Genomic DNA, 20197 nt, shown 5'->3' with positions numbered 1-20197 from the left:
ACAGAAAAAAAATTAAATACTGTCAAGAACCATCACCACCAAAAATTAAACAGTGTTAATTTTATATTCCCTAACAGCCTTTATTTTGCAAAAGATTAATAAATAAAGATTATTAAATTCACTTGAAAAATCGATCAATATCGATGTTTTAGAACGTATCATATATTATTTTTATTTATGATAATAACCCAAGGAGATAGAAAAATGTTTTCCCAGAAAAATCAACCATTTTATAAAATTAACAGAGGAAAAGAGTTATTTTAAAGCATCCGAAGCGCTATTTTTAACACCTTCGGCTTTACGTCATTCAATTTAAGAGTTAGAACGTACAGTAGCAATTAAGCTTTTTTATCGATATAGAATCAAAATATTTTTGATTTCATTCCCAGCCCTTTCCCGGAACGCTATATCTTCGAAAGACATATGTATTTCGACTCTGACTATAACCCTGAATTTAATTATTTTGCACAACTACTTAAAAAATAAACATAAACAATTTCTCAAAATGGCTTTTTTTACCCCTCCTAAAATGATAAATATTCCCTTGCACGTTACTGTTCTCATTAACGAGACAAATTGCAAATAAAGCCTGTAACTCCTCATTAGTCGCTACATTGAGATATTATAAAGAAATTGACTTATTGTGTGATTAATTCTGAATAATTACAACCTTAATTTCAATAAATAACGTTTCCATCCGGGATTTAAGGTCAACGTTATCAACACTACCGAATAACCAAGGAGAGGCAAATGAAAAAATCCGTAACAAAGTGCTTTGCGTTGTTAGTATGTGTTATCCCGACCATAACGTATGCAGATGTAATATCGAGCACGACGATTAAACCGCCAGAAGATTCAGCGTCACCCGCCGCACAGAACCATGATTACACCTATATCAAATGTGCCTACCGCAAATATATTGACCGACCCTATGATGTCTCCTCGTCATGGATGTGGGGGCACAAGGATAACAAGTACGCGATTGTTCACGGTAAGTGGTATTCCGATGCGCTGCTGGCCAATATGTTCTTTACGCAGGCCAGCGCACAGGATTTGTATAATGTCTGCTACGACACCCTAACTAAATCTGGCGTAACATTCTCGGATATATACCCTTATGCCGCCGATTTTAGTCTTTCATATTACTATACTTTCTGGAGTCAAGGAGATGATTTGCCAGTTGTAAAGGTCGGCAGTACCGAGTTGGACCGAATGGTCATTTTTGGCGATAGCTTGTCAGATACAATCAATGTTTATAATGGCTCTTATGGAACGGTGCCAAACAGAACATCCTGGTACTTCGGCCATTTTAGCAATGGATTAATCTGGCATGAGTATTTGGTCAGGAAACATATTACTATTCCCGATTATACCTGGGCTACCGGGAATGCTGAAAGTGGGAAGGGCATTATTTTCTATGGCCTACATCAGCAAATGGATTCCTTCGAGGCATACGCCAGATATTCTAAAGGTTATGCTATTGATAAAACACTTTTTTTTATCTTTTTCGGCGGTAATGATCTAATTAATGATAGAAAAAAACCCGAAGAAATTATCGGAAACTATTCTACGGAGATCCCCCGACTCATTGCTGATGGGGCGAAGCAGATTGTTCTGTTCACCCTACCGGATTTTTCAAAAGTCCCCGCAGTGCAAAGCCGGAGTGAATATGAAAAAAAACTATTACAGCAAAATGTCTATACCTTTAATAATATGCTCACTGCGCTTGTCACTTCGCTTAAAAAGGACCACCCTGAAGTAAAATTTATCACAGCGGATCTTTTTACCTACTTTGAAAAGCTCATCAATAACCCCGTTGAATATGGCTACGCTAATAATAAAGATACTTGCCTTAAAATGTCAGGATCAAAAATCGATTACTTCACCGGCAGAAAACCCACAGCGGACTGTGTGAAAACGAAAGCAGCTTATATGTTTTGGGATAATATGCATCCGACGACGATGACACACCAATATATTAGCGAAATGCTCTATCCGGACCTTGAACGTGCGCTATGACATTGTATGAAACAGATGACGTGTGAAACTTGTCCCCCTCAATCAGCATTGCTGGTTAGCATCATCAATTGACGTCTTGCATCAGTTCTTATGATGAGAATCTTCTAAAACACTTAGTAGATTCTCACTTTATAGCCACGTCTAATAACGCTACAGTTGACTGTTTTAGAAATATTTACCCAACCACGAGTTATGAAAACACCCTTTCTCTTTTCTTCAGAAGTAAGGCTTTACTTTCTATAAAGTGCCATGAAAACGACGCAAATAGCACTGTAAGAATAAGTGAAATTATCATAGATGTTAAAAAAGTAAATCCTAATTCATTTATAACTAATTGCTGTATTGGGTATGCGTATATGTATATACCATACGAATAATCAACATTCAATTTACTCAATTTGTTTTTAATTAATGAACACAATGATAAAATGAAAACTGAAAATGCAAAGAAAAATACTATATCTCTCTCATCACCATGTTTAGAAAACAAAATAATCGCAACAATAGATGCTAACGCCAGAAATAACCATGCGCGAGTATTATCAAGCCTATGCTTGCAAAGATAAACTATCGATCCCACCGCAAATGGTATAGTTAGAATAGTCGACCTATCTATAAGTGGCTGGTTAACATTAAATTTTAACAATACAAACTGAAGAGAAATTGAACCGATAAGCAATAATGAGGCGCCTACTAATTTAGACTTATAGAATATAAAAAGAGTAAATGCAATTGCAACATAGTCAAAGACTTCATAAAATAAAGTCCATAAACTTCCGTTCAAGGCGTTTGGGAAGCGATAGTTTGCAGCAAAATAGTTAGTAATCTCTCCATGACCTGACGCGTCAAGAAGAGAGAATTTAATTATATTATGGAATGGTTGTATGGTTGACCAATAATTTACCGGCGATAATGATCCGAAAAAAGTGCACGCCACAACTGTCATTAAAATTGAGCAAGTAACTAATGCAGGGAAAATCCTTAAAACTCTTTTGCGTGCATAAGAAAGCATGGATTCGCTTGAGCAGTAACTAGCGGTAATGAGGTAACCTGATATGCAGAAAAAAGCTATAACGCAAGCCGTACCAAGTTTCGTGTAACCGAAAAAGAGAGGCTCTTCCCCACCATATAAAGCAAAGTGATGACTCACTAGCACCAAGATGGCAGCTAAATGCCGTATATAATCAAATGAATTATTGTGCTGTCTTTCCAATTTCTTAGGTTCCTAAATACATAAATGAGGATTTACAAAAATCTACATTATAAATTTCATCAGGTCAACTGGTCGCCAAGTTAACGGCGGCAAAAAAAATCAATAAATTCAAGTAATTACTTTAAAGATTAGTAAAATGATCTTCGTTCTTTGAGTATGCATTGAAAGTTTTCCTTCCGTTTTGGTACCTATGACTTTTAGCGGTCCTCTCATCCAAGTTCCCCAAATACATAAATCCATATATTAATCTGAGATCTCCTCAAGTCTTTGCTACAGACATGGATATGCCGATCATCGCATATAGTGTTGAATTCGCGTGGCTTGAACCAGCATCTACTGTACGTATATACAGACACACCTCAACCCTCCTTTAGATACGGTAAATACACCCGAATCTTTGTTATAATACTCAATGATCAGACTATTATCTTGCTCTAACCAAATAAAGAAACGCATGGTCCATTATATTTATTAAAATCAAATTACCAGGAAAGGACTGGAACGTTTGACTCAATGAGTCAGTTATTTGCATCATATCACCACCGTTGATATGTAGTATGCCACCAAATAGCGTGGTTATGCCATTGGTATTGTAGCCAACGGAATCATCACCATTGCCAATCATCCGATATCCATTAAACTCAATAACAGTTTGGAATCCGTATAGTTCGACTACTCTTCGGCAGTTAAATGTATAACTACCATTTCAGAACATAAAGCATCTGGATAGTTTTCGTCCCCAAATCTAAAAGGTATAGGAAAACCAACCATAATCAAGCCGAAAGTGTTTAGAGATGTTCCTATGGTACTATCACCCCAGCCTTTTAAACCATAGCTGAATAGCCCGGCATTATTTATCGATATAACAGGACTCCACGTTATGTTTCTGCAATTTTTCATTTCTATTGCAGAAATGGCATTTCCTCGGCAAATGAACCCTCCACTACCCATAATCACATAATCACATAATCTGAATGGTTCGATAAAATCAAATGATCGACATCATAAACACCATTTTGGAACAATCCAAACTTGTTGGTATTGCAATAAGCTAATGCAGCCTGTATTGATGCCGTTCGGGTTGCTAAATCATCTGAGTCTTTATAATTAAAAGGCGGCATCCGGGGGTCTATACCTCGCATTGTTGATAGGTATGATATAAGTGATTCCCCCGTCGGGATACAGATACGGTTCGAACCTGTTGGCTTTGCCAGTTCAATGAGCACATCGGACGCCGACCCCGAAGCACAAATCCAGACGGAACGAAGTCGCCGGTAGTCATGAAAATGCGCTATGACGCTAACACAGCATGGCGCGCAGCATTAAGACGGGCGGGCATAGAAAATTTCCGCTTCCACGATCTGCGATACACCTGGGCAAGCTGGCTTGTTCAATCCGGCGTACCACTGAGCGCAGTACAGGAAATGGGAGGATGGGAAAGCATAGAGATGGTTCAGCGTTATGCACATCTTGCACCTAATCGCCTGACGCAGCACACCATGCAAATTGATGCATTCCTGGCGGGGAATGGCACAAATATGGCACAAGGCGCTTTTGCTGAACTGGTTAATATCGCGTGAACCCGCGTGGTTAGTGGTGCCGATAATAGGAGTCGAACCTACGACCTTCGCATTACGAATGCGCTGCTCTACCAACTGAGCTATATCGGCCCTGCGATGCGTTCACGAACGTGAATCACGGTGTAGAAGGTTAAAACTAAGCGGGTGATGCGTCAATGCCCCTGGGAATCAACCGGCTACTTTTGCATCACCCTTTTTCAATTAAGCACGAATAGTATCGTCGCCGTAACCAATCCACTTATAGGTGGTCAAGGCTTCCAGCCCCATCGGGCCGCGCGCGTGTAGCTTCTGCGTGCTGACCGCCACTTCCGCCCCAAGGCCAAACTGTCCGCCGTCGGTAAAGCGCGTTGAAGCATTCACATAAACCGCCGATGAGTCTACTTCGTTGATAAAGCGATCGGCGTTACGCAATGTGCGCGTCAGGATAGCGTCCGAGTGCTGGGTGCCGTGCTGGCGAATATGGGCAATGGCATCATCGAGATCGGCGACAATTTTCACGTTCAGATCGAGCGACAAAAATTCGTCGTCATACTGCTCCGCTTTCACCGCTTCCACCTTCGCCGGACCGCTTTTCAGCAGCGCCAGCGCCTGCTCATCCGCATGCAGCGTCACGCCGCTCTGTGCCATTTGCTGGCTCAGGGCAGGTAAAAATTGCTGCGCAATGTCCTGATGCACCAGCAGGGTTTCTACGGTATTGCAGGTGCTGGGGCGCTGGGTTTTGGCGTTAACGATAATGTTTAATGCCGGCGCGATCTCTGCCGAGTCATCAACAAAAATATGGCAGACGCCAATGCCGCCGGTGATCACCGGGATCGTCGACTGTTCGCGACACAGCTTATGCAAGCCTGCACCACCGCGCGGGATCAGCATGTCGATATACTTATCCATACGCAGCATTTCATTCACCAGCGCGCGATCCGGGCTTTCAATCGCCTGCACCGCACCGGCGGGCAAACCGCACTCTTCCAGCGCCTGCTGGATCACTTTTACCGTGGCGGCATTGGTGCGCCAGGTCTCTTTCCCACCGCGCAGGATCGCCGCGTTGCCGGTTTTCAGGCACAGCGAGGCAACATCCACGGTCACGTTAGGACGCGCTTCATAAATCACGCCGATAACGCCCAACGGCACGCGGCGGCGCTCAATGCGCAGGCCGCTGTCCAGTAAACCGCCATCAATCACCTGGCCGACGGGATCCGCCAGTTTGCATACCTGGCGCACATCGTTGGCAATCGCGCTTAAACGCGCCGGGTTGAGGGCCAGACGATCCAGCATCGCTTCGCTCAGTCCGTTACGCCGCGCTTCCAGCAGATCCTGTTCATTTGCCAGCAGGATCTCATGCGCCTGTGCTTCAAGGTAATCGGCGATTTTTTCCAGCACGCGGTTTTTTTCGCGGCTGGAGAGCAATGCCAGCGTGTAAGACGCTGCTTTTGCAGCGGCACCCATTTGTTCCAGCATACCTCTGCTCCTTAACGGGTAATCATATCGTCGCGGTGTACCGCGACAGGGCCATATTCATAGCCCAGAATGGCGTCGATCTGCTGGGAGTGCTGTCCCGCAATACGCCTAAGCGCATCGCTGTTATAGCGGCTCACGCCGTGGGCAATATCGCGGCCCTGCAGATTGAGAATGCGGATCACTTCACCACGGGAGAAGTTACCTGTCACGCTTTTAATGCCCTTGGGCAGCAGCGAACTGCCGCGTTCGAGGATGGCGGCAGTTGCGCCTTCATCAACGGTGATTTCACCGGCGGGCGGCGCACCAAAGATCCAGCGCTTACGGCTCTCCAGCGGCGACTCCTGCGCGTGGAAGCGCGTACCGACGGAAATGCCTTCCACCACATCGCCAATCACGCCGGGCTTGCTGCCTGCGGCAATGATGGTGTCGATGCCCGCGCGACAGGCGACATCCGCCGCCTGCAGCTTGGTGCCCATGCCGCCGGTTCCGAGACCGGAAACGCTATCGCCTGCGACGGCGCGCAGCGCATCGTCGATGCCATAGATATCTTTAATCAGTTCGGCGTTCGGGTTGCTGCGCGGGTCGGCGGTAAACAGACCTTGCTGATCCGTTAGCAGCAGCAGCTTGTCGGCACCGGCGAGGATCGCCGCAAGGGCGGAGAGATTATCGTTGTCGCCCACTTTGATTTCGGTGGTGGCGACGGCGTCGTTTTCGTTAATCACCGGCACGATATTGTTATCGAGCAGGGCGCGCAGCGTATCGCGCGCATTGAGGAAACGCTCACGGTCTTCCATATCGGCGCGCGTCAGCAGCATCTGCCCGATATGAATACCGTAAATTGAAAACAGTTGTTCCCACAGCTGAATCAAACGGCTCTGCCCTACCGCCGCCAGCAGCTGTTTCGAGGCGATGGTCGCGGGAAGTTCCGGGTAGCCCAGATGTTCACGTCCGGCGGCGATGGCGCCTGACGTCACTATTACTATTCGATGCCCGGCGGCGTGCTGCTGTGCGCACTGGCGCACCAGTTCCACAATATGGGCGCGGTTCAGGCGACGGGAACCGCCCGTTAAAACACTGGTACCGAGTTTTACCACCAGCGTCTGGCTGTCACTCATGATTCTCTGCCGTTTTTTTAAAAAGTATAAGGAAAATAGATAGTCGTCAGACGTTGTAACAGGAGTCAGGGCGATTGCCAACTGCCAGTGCGGTCAGCCCTCTTTTTTGTTGCGCAGGATCAGCAAGCGTAGCGGCACTGTTTGACACTTTTATGGCAAAGACAAAAAAACACAACTTTTTAAAAACATTCTTACTTTGTCATAAATCTTTAATTTCGGAGCGTTAAAACCCTTCCTGTTTTTCACGGGGCGTATGGCCTGCGAATATTAGCGCGTTAGTTCAATCAGGAATCAAAATGAAAAAGAGCACTCTGGCATTAATGGTGATGGGCGTTGTTGCTGCTGCTTCTTCTGCTCACGCGGCGGAAGTTTTTAACAAAAACGGCAACAAAGTGGACGTGTACGGCAAAGTCAAAGCCATGCACTACTTTAGCGACGATACCAATAACGACGGTGACAAAACCTACGTGCGTTTTGGCTTTAAAGGCGAAACACAAATTAACGATCAGCTGACCGGTTTCGGCCGTTGGGAAGCTGAGTTTGCAGGTAATAACGACGAAACCAACAACAATAATAGTGCGACCAGTCAGAAAACGCGCCTTGCGTTTGCGGGTCTGAAAATCAAAGATTTTGGTTCAATCGATTACGGTCGTAACCTGGGCGTACTGTACGACGTGGCTGCCGTCACGGATATGTTCCCGGAATTCGGCGGCGACGGCATGACCCGTACCGATAACTTTATGACCAAACGTACTACAGGCGTGGCGACCTGGCGCAACACCGACTTCTTCGGCATGATCGATGGCCTGGATATGACCCTGCAATACCAGGGCAAAAACGAAAACGGCCGCAGCAGCGTGCAAAAACAGAACGGCGACGGCTGGGGAACTTCTCTGGCGTATGACTTTGGCGGCAGCCCGGTCACCTTGATCGGTGCCTATGCGAACTCTGACCGTACTAACGCGCAGAATACTGCGGTGGCGCTGGGTCGCGGCGAGAAAGCCGAAGCCTGGGCAACCGGCGCGAAATATGACGCCAATAACCTGTACGTAGCTGCGATGTATGGCGTTACCTACAACATGACGCCGGTAACTGCCGCCACGCCGACCGGGCTGGGTTCTGGTTTTGCTAACAAAGCCGAGAACTTCGAAGCGGTTATTCAGTACCAGTTCGACTTCGGTCTGCGTCCGTCCGTGGGCTATGTCCTGACCAAAGGCAAAGACATGGAAAAAGGTATCGGCGACGAAGATCTGGTTAACTATATCGACGTTGGCGCGACCTACTACTTCAACAAGAACTTCTCGGCAATGGTTGACTACAAAATTAACCAGATCAAAGACGATAACAAACTGGGCCTGGCCGATGACGACGTGGTTGCCGTTGGCGTGACGTACCAGTTCTAAGTTACCGAGACTGTTATCACCCTCGTTATATTGAATGCCCTCCCAGGAGGGCATTATTTTAAACGGATAACGTTGCAAGGCCGGAAAATATGGCCATGCCCGATAAGCACACGCTATCGGGCATTTTTTTATGCGGGGAATTTACGCGGGGAGTTTCAACTGCTCTTTAAAGTTCTCGGCAGGCTCCAGCTTCAGTTCAAGTGAGGCCAGCAGCGTTTTCGCGCGTTCATGAAAATCGCGCAGCGTCTGCTCTAAACGATCGGTCACTTCTTTGTCTTTTATCGCCATTGGCTTCCATTGCCCTTCTTTATCAAAAAGGCCGAACTGATAACGAAAAGTGAAACGCTTCTCGTGTGCTTCCATTTCCATCCACCAGCCCCAGAATTCACGTTTTTCCGGTGCGGGTTTAACATTCACGCAAACTGCCAGGCAATCGAAGAAAAAACGGTTATCTTCGCACTGCTCTTCGCGGATATAAGGCCCCAGCGCAGTAAACTTTTTAATCAACCTGCTTCTCGGATGTCCACTTGGTAACGTCATTGCGATCTCCTTTTGTGAAGCAACTGTTTTACCAAATCAATGGAAATTATCAATCTATTAACGAAGATGATGATTCATCCATCCGGTTATTTGTTGCAGCGCGTTATCAAAATTGCGGTACACCGGATTAAACGGGATCTCCAGCAGTTTGCCATTGCCCGATGACGAGGTGATCAAACGGGACTCCTCTTCCGGGCTAAAGGGATCGTTTTGCCAGAAGCCGGAGAGCATCGGCGTGGGGCAGCGTCTGCCAAGAAGCCCCTGGGTTTTTAACGAGTAGCGATTAAGCTCAACGCGCAGCGCCTCGTCGGACGCGTCGTGCATGCCGAGGCGGCTGGCGAGCACATCCAGATACATCTCCGGTACACGCCCCTGGCGCTGCGGATCGCTCAACAGCGTGTGCACGACCGGTCCCAGACAGGCGACCGCTTTCAGACGCGGCGATTCAAGGTACGCCAGGCGTACCGCCACATTTGCACCAAAGCGAAAACCAAAGGCGGTGACCCGGGTGTGATCGACCCATGGAATAGAGGGCAGCGCCTGCAGTACATGCTGATGCAACAGGCTGGAATCCTGGGTCAACTTCCACTTCGACGAGAAGCCCACCGATGGCATATCCAGCGTCAGCATCGCCATGCCTTGCGGCGCGAAATAGCGCTCATACAGGGTGTAATAGTCACTTTGCAGGCTATCCAGCCCGCCGCACATTAATACCGTCGGAAACGGACCGTCGCCGGGGGGCATATGCAGAAAGCCGGTGACCGGCGCACCGCCGGGAATGGCGAACTCCAGCTCTTTGATCTCCCCCGGCAGTCGCCGCGCCGCCTCTTCATAGGCGCGATTGGCCAGCGCTTGCGCCTGTTCGGCCAGCATATCGCCCTTAATATGCGGATACGCCGCGATGCTAAACAGGCTACAGGCGTGCAGCCAGTGATGCCCACTGATATCCGCGATTTGCTCCTGCAACGCTTTTTGCTGCCAGAGCATTGCCTGCGCGGACCATTCATAGACCCAGTTGCCGTTACGATAACCGACAACCGTGTCATACAGTTCCGGGTCGGTATGTTCCGCCTGACACATGGCGATACGCGCCTGCACTTCGAGGATTTCGCGCGCATCGACGCCGCGCCAGACCCACATCAGCCGGTTAACCATGCGGTACCAGTGCGGCACATTTTTGCCATCCAGTGTTGATTGCACAGGCGGTTGCGTTCCCCGGTTAAACCGACGTACCAGCGTCGAGGTTTCAGGGTAGTTAAAGCGGGGTTTGAACAGCGTTTCGCTAAGATTGGGCTGGGACATCGCGCACAGGCTCCGTATATCTATCACCGATAGTTATTGTAACCTGTTGCGCGCTAAAAAGAACAACGCCCGGTAAAACCGGGCGTAAGCAGAGATTGCAGAACGGAATTAACGACTGCTAATAGGCGGAACAAATACCACGCCCATATCCCACGGCTGTTCAATCCAAGTATCCTGCGGAATATCAACGACATAATCATCAACCAGCGGACGGCCGGCCGGTTTGGCGAAAATGGTCACGAAGTGCGCTTTTGGATACATGTCACGAATAGCCACGGCGGTACCGCCGGTATCCACTAAATCGTCAATCACGATAAAGCCTTCACCGTCGCCTTCGGCGCGCTTCAGCACTTTCAGCTCGCGCTGGTTATCGTGGTCATAGCTGGAGATACACACGGTATCAACATGACGAATTCCCAGCTCACGCGCCAGCAGCGCGCCCGGCACCAGGCCGCCGCGGCTAACGGCGATAATGCCTTTCCACTGTTCTGAAGGCATTAAACGGGCGGCAAGTTTGCGGGCGTGAATCTGCAACATGTCCCAGGTGACGACGTATTTTTCGCTCATGAGTTGGGTCCCAGCCTGTATTTTACGGCTTAAAAATTATTCGAGGGGGAAATAGGTTGCGCGAGATTATAGAGATCTGACGCGCTAAAAACCAGTGTTACCCGGCACGAACGGCGCTTTTTCCATGCACCAATAGTCGCAGCGCCGCAAAAGAGTGGTATTCTCAGGACAATCTCGCAAGCACTATGCTTGCGATATTCGTTTATTTAACCCCCTGACCTGCAAGGTAAGTTTCGCAGGCTCTTCGTAAGGAGACTCACCGTGTCTGAACTGTCTCAACTATCGCCACAGCCGCTGTGGGATATTTTTGCCAAAATCTGTTCTATCCCGCACCCGTCCTACCATGAAGAACAACTCGCCGAACACATTATGGGCTGGGCGAAAGAAAAAGGGCTTCACGCGGAGCGCGACCAGGTTGGTAACATTCTTATTCGTAAACCGGCGACCGCCGGTATGGAAAACCGCAAGCCGGTAGTTCTGCAGGCGCACCTTGATATGGTGCCGCAGAAAAATAACGACACGGTACACGATTTCACCACCGATCCGATTCGCCCGTATGTTGACGGTGAATGGGTTAAAGCGCGCGGCACCACACTTGGCGCGGATAACGGCATCGGTATGGCCTCCGCGCTGGCGGTGCTGGCGGATGACCGCGTTGAGCATGGCCCGCTGGAAGTGCTGTTGACGATGACCGAAGAAGCGGGCATGGACGGCGCATTTGGTCTGCAGGCGAACTGGCTGCAGGCGGATATTCTGATTAACACCGACTCTGAAGAAGAGGGTGAAATCTACATGGGTTGCGCAGGCGGTATCGATTTTATTACCACCCTGCCCCTCACTCGCGAAGCGGTTCCGGCCGGGTATGAAACCTTTAAGCTGACGCTGAAAGGGCTGAAAGGCGGCCACTCTGGCGCGGAGATCCATGTTGGCTTAGGTAACGCCAATAAACTGCTGGTGCGCTTCCTCGCCGGCCACGCTGCCGAACTGGATCTGCGTCTGCTGGATTTCACCGGCGGTACGCTGCGTAACGCCATTCCGCGTGAAGCCTTTGCCATTGTCGCCGTTCCGGCAGATAAAGCCGCACAGCTGAAAACCCTCGCCAGCACCTATCAGGCAATCCTGAAAAACGAGCTGGAAGCAAAAGAGAAAAACCTGGTGGTGCTGCTGGATAGCGTTGCGAGCGATAAAGCCGCGCTGACTAGCGAATCGCGCGATACCTTTGTGCGCCTGCTGAACGCCACGCCGAACGGCGTGATTCGTAACTCAGACGTGGCGAAAGGCGTGGTGGAAACCTCGCTGAACGTCGGTGTGGTGACGCTCGCGGACGACAGCGCCGAAATCGTCTGCCTGATCCGCTCGCTGGTGGACAGCGGCAAAGATTACGTGGTGAGCATGCTGGAATCGCTGGGTGCGCTGGCCGGTGCGAAAACCGCGCCGAAAGGCGGTTATCCGGGCTGGCAGCCGGACGCGAATTCGCCGGTGATGGCGCTGGTGCGTGAAACCTATCAGCGTCTGTTCAATAAAACCCCGAACATTCAGATTATCCACGCGGGTCTTGAGTGCGGTCTGTTCAAAAAACCGTACCCGGATATGGATATGGTTTCTATTGGGCCAACCATTACCGGTCCGCACTCACCGGATGAACAAGTGCATATCGAAAGCGTGGGCCATTACTGGACCCTGCTGACCGAGTTGCTAAAAGCGATTCCGGCGAAATAAGCCTCAGGTCCGCGCCGCCCGGCGCGGACTTTTCTCTCTACTTCTGCCCTTTCCGACCGTTTTATATCCCTAGCACCAGCTGTCGCTCCAGCTGCGGATCGAGTAGCGTCACGTGCAGGCCGACAAGGCGAACGCCGCGCCCGCTCCGGCGCTCGTTCCAGGTGTTTTGCGCCGTCGCCAGCAGATCTTCTTTATTTAAGCGCGGCCAGACATGTTCCTGCGTGGTGAGCTGAAAATCATTAAACTTAAGCTTAACGCCCTGGCGGGCAATTAACAGATCCGGTTTCACCTTGGCTAAGCGCCGCTCCAGTTCCGGGTAGAGCTGCTCGATGATCGCTTCGCACTCTTCCCAGTGGTGAATATCTTCCGCCAGCGTCCTCTCAACGCCGACGGATTTACGCAGCCGCTCGCTGCTAATCTCCCGCTCGTCAATCCCCTGGCTGCGCTCCCATAAAACCCGGCCGAATTTGCCAAAGCGTTTAAGCAGCATCGCCAGATCGCTTCTTTGCACATCTTCACAGGTGCGCAAGCCAAGGGTTTCGAGCTTTGCTGCCGACACTTTCCCCACGCCGGGGATTTTACTCAGCGGCAGCGTGCGTAAAAACGCCGGGACATCGGCCGGGGTAATCACATACTGACCGTTGGGCTTATTAAGATCCGAGGCAATTTTGGCAAGGAATTTCACCGGCGCGATGCCCGCCGACGCGGTGAGCCCGGTTTCATTAAGGATAATCTGGCGGATTTCCTGCGCCATTAAAGTGGCCGAACCGTGGCAGTGCGGGCTGTTGGTGACATCCAGATAGGCTTCATCAAGGGAAAGGGGTTCGATAAGCGAGGTGTAGCGGGAGAAGATTTCGCGGATCTGCTGCGAGGCTTCTTTATAAGCGTCGAAACGGCCGGGTAATAAAGTGAGATGCGGGCAAAGCTTAAGTGCCATCGCCGTGGGCATCGCGCTGCGTACGCCAAATTTACGCGCCGGATAGTTGGCGGTGCTGATGACGCCGCGTTTTACCCGGCTGCCGCCAATGGCTATCGGGATGTCGCGCAGGGCCGGATTATCGCGCATCTCTACCGCCGCGAAAAAGCAGTCCATATCGACATGTATGATTTTGCGCATACGCCAGCCCTCACAGAACACTGGATAAGTATACAGCACAACTGGAGCGATTGAGAAGCCAGCGCGTAAATCCACTGATTAGAGAGCAAGTAAAGCGGTAATTCTGCCGTTTTAAGCGACGATTTTTAACCCGCACAAAGCCAGGTAATTGATTGCTAATCTTTCACGGCGACAGCACTTTGTAACGCGCGCGTTAATAAAGAAGCGGCCTGAAAAATCCCCCTATTTTCGGGCTTGCGAAAAATTACCGTAATGCTAATGTGGGCGCACCGAAACAGAATCGTCTGAATTTTGGGCTTCCTTTGCCGTCCTGGCAATGTGGTAATGTCTTTATCAAGGAAACAAGCAGTATGCGCAAAATCGCATTGTTTATTGCGATGCTTTTGCTTCCGTGCGTCTCGTTTGCTGGCCTGGTCAGCAGCAAGAGTTCAACCGCGCCGGTGAGCAAAGAATTTAAGCAACAGTTGATGGGTTCGCCGATTTACATCCAGATCTTCAAAGAAGAGCGCACCCTGGATCTTTACGTCAAAATGGGCGAGCAATACCAGCTGCTCGACAGCTATAAAATTTGTAATTACTCCGGCGGGTTAGGCCCTAAGCAGCGCCAGGGTGATTTTAAAAGCCCGGAGGGTTTTTACTCCGTGCAGCGCAGCCAGCTCAAGCCGGATAGCCGTTTCTATAAAGCGATTAATATTGGTTTTCCAAACAACTATGACCGCGCCCACGGCTACGAAGGCAAATACCTGATGATTCACGGCGCTTGCGTGTCGATTGGCTGCTACGCGATGACGGATTCCGGTATTGATGAGATCTTCCAGTTCGTCACCGCCGCGCTGGTCTTTGGGCAGCCGAACGTGCAGGTGAGCATTTATCCGTTCCGCATGACCGATGCCAATATGCAGCGTCATAAATATTCAACCTATGCGGATTTCTGGCAGCAGTTGAAGCCGGGTTATGACTACTTCGCTTCCACCCACCAGCCGCCGGTTGTTTCGGTGGTGGATGGTCGCTATGTGGTGAGCAAGCCGATCAATACTTCGGTGCAGCCGCAGCTGGCGTCAAACTACACGCTCCCCCAGACAAAATAAGGCCGACTCGCCTGGCATAATCTTTTGCCAGGCTTCATTGCCGGTTAACGGCTGAGTGGCAATCACGGTAACCACATCGTTCGGTGTGGTTTCCCGCTGAAAATCAATCTCCACATCCTGATCCAGCAGCTTTGCTACGCCAAACGGCGCACGACGCGTGATCCAAAACAGATTGGTCGAGCAGAACGCCATTACGTAGCGCCCGTCAGAAAGCAGCATATTAAATACCCCCTTCTGGCGCAGCTCGCTGGCGAGTGACGCAATGTATTTGAACACCGCCTGCATATTGCCCGGCGTGCGTGGATAGCGCTCGGTCAGCTTGTAGAGCAGCCAGCAGAAGGCTTTCTCGCTGTCGGTTTCGCCTATCGGGCGAAAATTCCCCGTTTCCAGCCCTTTATAACCCGTCAGCTGCCCGTTATGGGCGTAGGTCCAGTTGCGTCCCCACAGTTCGCGGGTAAAAGGATGGGTATTTTCCAGCGCCACTTCGCCACGGTTGGCCTGGCGAATATGAGCAATCACCGAACAGGATTTAATGGGGTAATCCTGCACCAGTTTAGCGATGGGAGAGTTATAGCTGGGTTGCGGATCTTTGAAAGTGCGACAGCCTTTGCCTTCGTAGAAGGTAATACCCCAGCCATCTTTATGCGGCCCGGTGCCACCGCCGCGCTGGACGAGACCGGTAAAACTAAAACAGATATCCGTTGGTACATTGGCGCTCATGCCGAGCAGTTCGCACATATTTCCCTCCACAGCGCCTGACCACAAAAGGCGAAGAGTGACCGCAGTAATGCCCGGGCAGCAAGATGATGAGCTTCGCGCTGCCCGGCTTAAAACGTGTTACGCTTTGACCATCTCTTTTTCGATAAGCTGAATCAGGATGTGAATCACCTTAATGTGAATCTCCTGAATACGATCGGCATAGCCAAAATGCGGCACACGAATTTCGATATCCGCCGAGCCGGCCATTTTGCCGCCGTCTTTACCCGTCAGAGTGATCACTTTCATCCCCTTCTCACGCGCGGCCGCAATAGCTTTGATGACGTTACCGGAGTTACCGGACGTGGAGATCCCTAATAGCACATCGCCTTCGCGACCAACCGCTTCGACATAACGGGAGAAGATATAATCGTAACCGAAGTCGTTGCTGACGCAGGAAATATGGCTCACGTCAGAGATAGCGATTGCCGGATAGCCGGGGCGGTTTTCACGATAGCGCCCGGTTAACTCTTCGGCAAAATGCATCGCATCGCAGTGCGAGCCGCCGTTACCACAGGACAACACTTTGCCGCCGGCTTTGAAGCTGTCGGCCAGCAATACCGCCGCGCGCTGAATAGCGTGAATATTGGCATCATCTTTCAAGAAATTCGCCAGCGTTTCCGCCGCTTCGTTCAGTTCGTTACGAATAAGATCCTGGTACATGAGGATATCCTTCAGCATAAATGTAAATAACACTGCGCAGTGTACCGGATAGCATTTCAGGCGAGAAGCTAAAGCCGTAGCGCCCCGCTGTTTTCATTTTCGCTGAATGAAAAGCCCTCAACATTGTGAACCAGGTTGTAATTATTTTGTAAACACATTGATAAAAGAAATGACATCCACTACAAACAATACATCACAAGTGGTCAGACCTCCTACAAGCAAGGGAGCTTTTCTTTATGATGATTTTGAGTATTCTCGCAACGGTTGTACTGGTCAGCGCGCTGTTTTACCACCGCGTGAACCTGCTGCTGAGCAGCGTTATTCTTCTGGCGTGGACCGCCGCACTGGGCCTTTCTGGCGTGTGGTCTATCTGGGTGCTGCTGCCGCTGGCGATTATCCTGGTGCCGTTAAACCTGCCGCCGATGCGTAAAGCGCTGATTTCGGCACCGGTGTTTCGCGGTTTCCGTAAAGTAATGCCGCCGATGTCACGCACCGAGAAAGAAGCTATCGATGCCGGGACAACCTGGTGGGAAGGGGATCTGTTTCGCGGTAATCCAGACTGGAAAAAGCTGCACAACTACCCGCAACCGCGTTTGACCGCTGAAGAACAGGCGTTTATTGATGGTCCGGTGGAAGAAGCCTGCCGCATGGCAAATGACTTCCAAATCACCCACGAAATGGCGGATCTGCCGCCGGAACTGTGGGCGTACTTAAAAGAGCACCGCTTCTTTGCGATGATCATTAAAAAAGAGTACGGCGGGCTGGAATTCTCGGCGTATGCCCAATCCCGCGTACTGCAAAAACTCTCTGGCGTCTCCGGTATTCTGGCGATCACCGTCGGCGTGCCTAACTCTTTAGGCCCGGGCGAACTGTTGCAACATTACGGTACGCAAGAGCAAAAAGATCACTATCTGCCGCGTCTGGCACGCGGTCTGGAAATTCCCTGCTTTGCGCTGACCAGCCCGGAAGCGGGTTCTGATGCCGGTGCGATTCCCGATACCGGTGTCGTCTGCATGGGTGACTGGCAGGGCCAGCAGGTGCTCGGTATGCGCCTGACCTGGAACAAACGCTATATTACGCTGGCGCCGATCGCCACCGTACTGGGGCTGGCGTTTAAGCTCTCCGACCCGGACAGACTGCTCGGTGGCGATGAAGAACTTGGTATTACCTGTGCGCTGATCCCAACGTCAACGCCGGGCGTGGAAATTGGCCGCCGTCACTTCCCGCTGAACGTGCCGTTCCAGAACGGTCCGACCCGCGGCGACGATATCTTTGTCCCGATTGATTACATTATTGGCGGGCCGAAAATGGCCGGTCAGGGCTGGCGTATGCTGGTGGAATGTCTGTCGGTAGGCCGCGGTATCACCCTGCCCTCCAACTCGACCGGCGGCGTAAAATCCGTGGCGATGGGGATTGGCGCTTACGCTCATATCCGCCGTCAGTTCAAAGTGTCGATTGGTAAAATGGAAGGCATTGAAGAGCCGCTGGCACGTATTGCCGGTAACGCTTACGCGATGGATGCGGCGGCGTCGCTGGTCACCTACGGCATTATGCTCGGTGAAAAACCGGCGGTGCTCTCCGCGATCGTTAAATATCACTGTACCCACCGTGGTCAGCGGGCAATCATTGACGCGATGGATATTGCCGGCGGTAAAGGCATTATGCTCGGCGAAGGCAACTTCCTGGCCCGTGCTTACCAGGGCGCGCCGATCGCCATCACCGTGGAAGGGGCTAACATTCTGACCCGCAGCATGATGATCTTTGGTCAGGGCGCTATTCGCTGCCATCCGTATGTGCTGGAAGAGATGGCCGCCGCGCAGAATAACGATGTCGACGCTTTCGATAAACTGCTGTTTAAACATATCGGCCATGTGGGCAGTAATGAGATGCGCAGCCTGTGGCTTGGCCTGACGCGCGGTTTAACCAGCGCCACGCCGACCCGCGATGCCACCAAACGTTACTACCAGCATCTGAACCGTTTGAGCGCCAACCTTGCGCTGCTGTCGGATGTGTCGATGGCGGTGCTGGGCGGTAGCCTGAAACGTCGTGAGCGAATCTCCGCGCGTCTGGGGGATATTTTAAGCCAGCTCTATCTCGCTTCGTCGGTGCTAAAACGCTATGACGATGAAGGTCGCCAGGAAGCGGATCTACCGCTGGTGCACTGGGGCGTGCAGGATGCGCTCTATCAGGCGGAACAGGCGATGCACGATCTGCTGGAGAACTTCCCGAACCGCTTTGTTGCAGGCGCGTTAAGCCTGGTGATTTTCCCGACCGGTCGCCACTATCGCGCCCCGTCCGACAAGCTTGATCATAAGGTAGCGAAGATCCTGCAAACCCCGAGCGCCACGCGTTCACGTATTGGCCGCGGTCAGTATCTGACGCCGAGCGAGCATAACCCGATTGGTCTGCTGGAAGAGGCGCTGGTTGATGTGATGGCGGCCGATCCGATTCACCAGCGCATCTGTAAATCGCTGGGTAAAAACCTGCCGTTCACCCGTCTGGATGTGCTGGCGCAGCAGGCGCTGGCAAGCGGCCTGATTAATCAGGAAGAGGCCGCGCTGCTGAACAAAGCGGAAATCAGCCGTCTGCGCAGTATCAACGTTGACGACTTCGAACCGGAGGCGCTGGCAACACAGCCGGTGGTCACCACGCCGGAAAAGATGCGTAAACCTGAAGCGGCCTGATAAAACCGCGTTCAGCACAAAGATGGTGTAAGTAGAATAAAAGCCTGAGTTCGGATAGTTAACCGACTCAGGCTTTTTAGTTTTGGGTAAAAATGAATAATATTCGACAAGTCTTGTTTTGTTTTAACCGACGCAGCCTGCTTTTCTTGCTCTTTGCGCCGGTTATCAACTTTTCATTTTTCTCATCAATAATTTCACGGTAAAAATATAAAGCGGAGTGATGATAATCAGCATGATCAACCCGTCTATACAGGAATAAGCGTTGTACATTGCTTCTGGGCTTTCATCATCATAAAGAAAGAGTGAAACTTTGGTGGCAATTTCATAATTGATATATCTTTCAGGCTCTGGAAGCAGATGACCAATACCAAATAATAAAATAATAAAATAGGTTATTTTACTGAGTTTAAGGGCAAGTGTTTTGATAGCCACCGGCGACAACCTCCACCCATCCTCGCGCCATTAGCGCGTGTCGACAAGGAACCTCAATCAGCGTTGTGTTCATAAGCGCATTGTGGATCATTTGATAGTCAGAATTATGGGCTATGGTTATGCATCCTTTTGAAATTGTACCAGGGTGCAGCCGGAAATTACCTCGCTTGACGCTTTCAATCCAGGTGTAATCATCTATCCCCAAATCATCGCGCCATAGCGCAAACCAATGGGTTTTGCCAAACTCTCGTCTCCCAAAAAGCCTGTTAGCTGAGTCATGAATTTCCGCCTTCTTTTGAGAGAACCAATTACCTTCCTTACGATCTACAATCCAATATTTCCCTGGCGGTAACGGACCAATTTGTGGAATAGCCCCGCAATTAAAATTATTTCTGTAGGCCCCTAACCCTGAATGTGCCATAAACACACCCACACCAAATAAATTGAAAGGTACGTAATCCGCTCCGTTCAATATTAACGTTCCTTGTAACGCCATAAACCCTCCTGGTGACATTATTGATAAAGTGGTTATTGGAACAATTAT

Annotated in this window: 16 protein-coding genes, 1 tRNA gene and 1 pseudogene; 6 read left to right on the top strand and 12 right to left on the bottom strand. The window is 50.2% G+C overall.

The annotated features are described in order from the left end of the window. The first annotated feature begins 750 nt into the window (after nucleotides 1-750). Nucleotides 751-2019: an SGNH/GDSL hydrolase family protein gene (locus RW65_RS04340; protein WP_052250270.1), complete on the top strand. Its 1269-nt coding sequence runs from the start codon at nucleotides 751-753 to the stop codon at nucleotides 2017-2019. A 190-nt stretch (nucleotides 2020-2209) separates the two neighbouring features. Here the strand turns inward: RW65_RS04340 and RW65_RS04335 are convergent, their stop codons facing one another. Further along, nucleotides 2210-3232, bottom strand: coding sequence for an acyltransferase family protein (locus RW65_RS04335; RefSeq protein ID WP_072037699.1), 1023 nt, complete (start codon nucleotides 3230-3232; stop codon nucleotides 2210-2212). Nucleotides 3233-4479: 1247 nt separating this feature from the next. Between RW65_RS04335 and RW65_RS21390 the strand changes: the two are divergent. Then, nucleotides 4480-4812, top strand: a pseudogene (locus RW65_RS21390) (site-specific integrase); the annotation flags it as partial. A 14-nt stretch (nucleotides 4813-4826) separates the two neighbouring features. Here the strand turns inward: RW65_RS21390 and RW65_RS04320 are convergent. The 3 genes from RW65_RS04320 to proB form a co-directional block, all read right to left on the bottom strand. Beyond that, nucleotides 4827-4902, bottom strand: a tRNA-Thr gene (locus RW65_RS04320). 111 nt (nucleotides 4903-5013) lie between these two features. Continuing rightward, nucleotides 5014-6267, bottom strand: a complete 1254-nt coding sequence (proA, locus tag RW65_RS04315; RefSeq protein WP_039055437.1) for a glutamate-5-semialdehyde dehydrogenase — start codon at nucleotides 6265-6267, stop codon at nucleotides 5014-5016. An 11-nt stretch (nucleotides 6268-6278) separates the two neighbouring features. Further along, nucleotides 6279-7382 carry a glutamate 5-kinase gene (gene proB / locus RW65_RS04310; protein ID WP_039055436.1) on the bottom strand — a complete coding sequence of 368 codons (1104 nt, stop codon included), beginning with the start codon at nucleotides 7380-7382 and terminating at the stop codon, nucleotides 6279-6281. Between the two features lie 296 nt (nucleotides 7383-7678). On the opposite strand from proB, the gene phoE reads away from it, so the two are divergent. Next, complete coding sequence (gene phoE / locus RW65_RS04305) at nucleotides 7679-8785, top strand: phosphoporin PhoE (RefSeq protein ID WP_039055435.1); 1107 nt, start codon at nucleotides 7679-7681, stop codon at nucleotides 8783-8785. Between the two features lie 141 nt (nucleotides 8786-8926). Here the strand turns inward: phoE and crl are convergent, their stop codons facing one another. From crl to gpt, 3 genes are all read right to left on the bottom strand, one after another. Then, nucleotides 8927-9325, bottom strand: a complete 399-nt coding sequence (gene crl, locus RW65_RS04300) for a sigma factor-binding protein Crl (RefSeq protein ID WP_039055434.1) — start codon at nucleotides 9323-9325, stop codon at nucleotides 8927-8929. A 57-nt stretch (nucleotides 9326-9382) separates the two neighbouring features. After that, entirely contained in the window at nucleotides 9383-10627 is a 1245-nt protein-coding gene (gene frsA, locus RW65_RS04295) for an esterase FrsA (RefSeq protein ID WP_039055433.1), read from the bottom strand. A gap of 108 nt (nucleotides 10628-10735) precedes the next feature. Further along, the gene (gene gpt / locus RW65_RS04290; protein ID WP_039055432.1) at nucleotides 10736-11194 is read right to left on the bottom strand and encodes a xanthine phosphoribosyltransferase; all 459 of its coding nucleotides are present in this window, start codon (nucleotides 11192-11194) and stop codon (nucleotides 10736-10738) included. Between the two features lie 261 nt (nucleotides 11195-11455). On the opposite strand from gpt, the gene pepD reads away from it, so the two are divergent. After that, nucleotides 11456-12913, top strand: a complete 1458-nt coding sequence (gene pepD, locus RW65_RS04285; RefSeq protein ID WP_039055431.1) for a cytosol nonspecific dipeptidase — start codon at nucleotides 11456-11458, stop codon at nucleotides 12911-12913. Nucleotides 12914-12974: 61 nt separating this feature from the next. On the opposite strand, the gene dinB is transcribed toward pepD, so the two are convergent. Then, a complete protein-coding gene (gene dinB, locus RW65_RS04280) occupies nucleotides 12975-14030 on the bottom strand; it encodes a DNA polymerase IV (RefSeq protein ID WP_039055430.1) in 1056 nt (351 codons plus the stop codon). A gap of 350 nt (nucleotides 14031-14380) precedes the next feature. Between dinB and dpaA the strand changes: the two genes are divergently transcribed. Next, nucleotides 14381-15118 (top strand): peptidoglycan meso-diaminopimelic acid protein amidase, encoded by a 738-nt coding sequence (dpaA, locus tag RW65_RS04275; protein ID WP_039055429.1) that lies wholly within the window; start codon nucleotides 14381-14383, stop codon nucleotides 15116-15118. Here dpaA and RW65_RS04270 read toward each other — a convergent pair. Then, nucleotides 15089-15856: a class II glutamine amidotransferase gene (locus RW65_RS04270; protein WP_039055428.1), complete on the bottom strand. Its 768-nt coding sequence runs from the start codon at nucleotides 15854-15856 to the stop codon at nucleotides 15089-15091. The two genes, dpaA and RW65_RS04270, sit on opposite strands and share 30 nt — an antisense overlap. A gap of 99 nt (nucleotides 15857-15955) precedes the next feature. Continuing rightward, a complete protein-coding gene (gene lpcA / locus RW65_RS04265) occupies nucleotides 15956-16537 on the bottom strand; it encodes a D-sedoheptulose 7-phosphate isomerase (protein WP_039055427.1) in 582 nt (193 codons plus the stop codon). Nucleotides 16538-16773: 236 nt separating this feature from the next. Between lpcA and fadE the strand changes: the two genes are divergently transcribed. After that, on the top strand, nucleotides 16774-19221 hold the full coding sequence (fadE, locus tag RW65_RS04260; protein WP_039055426.1) for an acyl-CoA dehydrogenase FadE: 2448 nt from the start codon (nucleotides 16774-16776) through the stop codon (nucleotides 19219-19221). 165 nt (nucleotides 19222-19386) lie between these two features. Here the strand turns inward: fadE and RW65_RS04255 are convergent, their stop codons facing one another. Together RW65_RS04255 and RW65_RS04250 are read right to left on the bottom strand one after the other, a co-directional pair. Further along, nucleotides 19387-19653 carry a hypothetical protein gene (locus RW65_RS04255; protein WP_039055425.1) on the bottom strand — a complete coding sequence of 89 codons (267 nt, stop codon included), beginning with the start codon at nucleotides 19651-19653 and terminating at the stop codon, nucleotides 19387-19389. Then, complete coding sequence (locus RW65_RS04250) at nucleotides 19628-20149, bottom strand: DUF2778 domain-containing protein (protein WP_039055424.1); 522 nt, start codon at nucleotides 20147-20149, stop codon at nucleotides 19628-19630. Before RW65_RS04250 ends, RW65_RS04255 begins: the two co-directional genes overlap by 26 nt. Between the last annotated feature and the right edge of the window lie 48 nt (nucleotides 20150-20197).

The organism is Enterobacter sp. Bisph1, from assembly GCF_000814905.1.
Classification (GTDB): domain Bacteria; phylum Pseudomonadota; class Gammaproteobacteria; order Enterobacterales; family Enterobacteriaceae; genus Kosakonia.
This window is presented reverse-complemented; position numbering and strand designations above follow the sequence as displayed.

What these genes read in the sequence shown, in the direction of transcription:
- RW65_RS04340 (WP_052250270.1), top strand. Translation starts at nt 751, where the DNA reads ATGAAAAAATCCGTAACAAAGTGCTTTGCGTTGTTAGTATGTGTTATC.
- proA (WP_039055437.1), bottom strand. Translation starts at nt 6,267, where the DNA reads ATGCTGGAACAAATGGGTGCCGCTGCAAAAGCAGCGTCTTACACGCTG.
- proB (WP_039055436.1), bottom strand. Translation starts at nt 7,382, where the DNA reads ATGAGTGACAGCCAGACGCTGGTGGTAAAACTCGGTACCAGTGTTTTA.
- phoE (WP_039055435.1), top strand. Translation starts at nt 7,679, where the DNA reads ATGAAAAAGAGCACTCTGGCATTAATGGTGATGGGCGTTGTTGCTGCT.
- crl (WP_039055434.1), bottom strand. Translation starts at nt 9,325, where the DNA reads ATGACGTTACCAAGTGGACATCCGAGAAGCAGGTTGATTAAAAAGTTT.
- frsA (WP_039055433.1), bottom strand. Translation starts at nt 10,627, where the DNA reads ATGTCCCAGCCCAATCTTAGCGAAACGCTGTTCAAACCCCGCTTTAAC.
- gpt (WP_039055432.1), bottom strand. Translation starts at nt 11,194, where the DNA reads ATGAGCGAAAAATACGTCGTCACCTGGGACATGTTGCAGATTCACGCC.
- dinB (WP_039055430.1), bottom strand. Translation starts at nt 14,030, where the DNA reads ATGCGCAAAATCATACATGTCGATATGGACTGCTTTTTCGCGGCGGTA.
- dpaA (WP_039055429.1), top strand. Translation starts at nt 14,381, where the DNA reads ATGCGCAAAATCGCATTGTTTATTGCGATGCTTTTGCTTCCGTGCGTC.
- RW65_RS04270 (WP_039055428.1), bottom strand. Translation starts at nt 15,856, where the DNA reads ATGTGCGAACTGCTCGGCATGAGCGCCAATGTACCAACGGATATCTGT.
- lpcA (WP_039055427.1), bottom strand. Translation starts at nt 16,537, where the DNA reads ATGTACCAGGATCTTATTCGTAACGAACTGAACGAAGCGGCGGAAACG.
- fadE (WP_039055426.1), top strand. Translation starts at nt 16,774, where the DNA reads ATGATGATTTTGAGTATTCTCGCAACGGTTGTACTGGTCAGCGCGCTG.
- RW65_RS04250 (WP_039055424.1), bottom strand. Translation starts at nt 20,149, where the DNA reads ATGGCGTTACAAGGAACGTTAATATTGAACGGAGCGGATTACGTACCT.